The sequence below is a fragment of the Pseudomonas sp. EL_65y_Pfl2_R96 genome, assembly GCF_963970905.1.
Classification (GTDB): Bacteria; Pseudomonadota; Gammaproteobacteria; order Pseudomonadales; family Pseudomonadaceae; genus Aquipseudomonas.
The window spans coordinates 1-508 of sequence record NZ_CAXAQH010000236.1; the positions used below are offsets into that span (position 1 = coordinate 1).

A 508-nucleotide genomic window follows, 5' to 3' on the forward strand; every position below is an offset into this window, starting at 1 on the left:
TTTCGACTGGAGCGACATCGGTTCGTGGGGCGCCGTCGCGGCGCTGGTCCCGGCCGATGCCGACAACAACCGCGCCAGCGGCGAGGCAATCTTCATCGACAGCCACAACAACTTCGTCCAGAGCGAGGGCCGACTGGTCGCCGCCGTGGGGGTGGATAACCTTATTGTGGTCGACACCGCCGATGCCGTGCTGATCGCCCACGCCGACCGTGCACAGGATGTGCGGCGCGTCGCCAAGCAGCTCAAGGACAAATCCCACGAAGCCTATCGCCTGCACCGTACGGTCAGCCGTCCGTGGGGCACCTACACCGTCCTCGAGGAAGGCCCGCGCTTCAAGATCAAACGCATCGTGGTCAAACCCGGCGGCAAGCTGTCCCTGCAAATGCACCATCACCGCAACGAGCACTGGGTGGTGGTCGAAGGCATGGCCAAGGTCACCAATAATGGCTCCGGCACGACGCTGGTGGCCAAGAACGAATCGACGTTCATTGCCGCCGGCCACCGCCAT

General features: G+C 64.0%; 1 pseudogene. It reads left to right on the plus strand.

Annotated features, from left to right (window positions below):
• Window positions 1-508: pseudogene (locus AACY49_RS30390) on the plus strand (mannose-1-phosphate guanylyltransferase/mannose-6-phosphate isomerase); the annotation flags it as partial.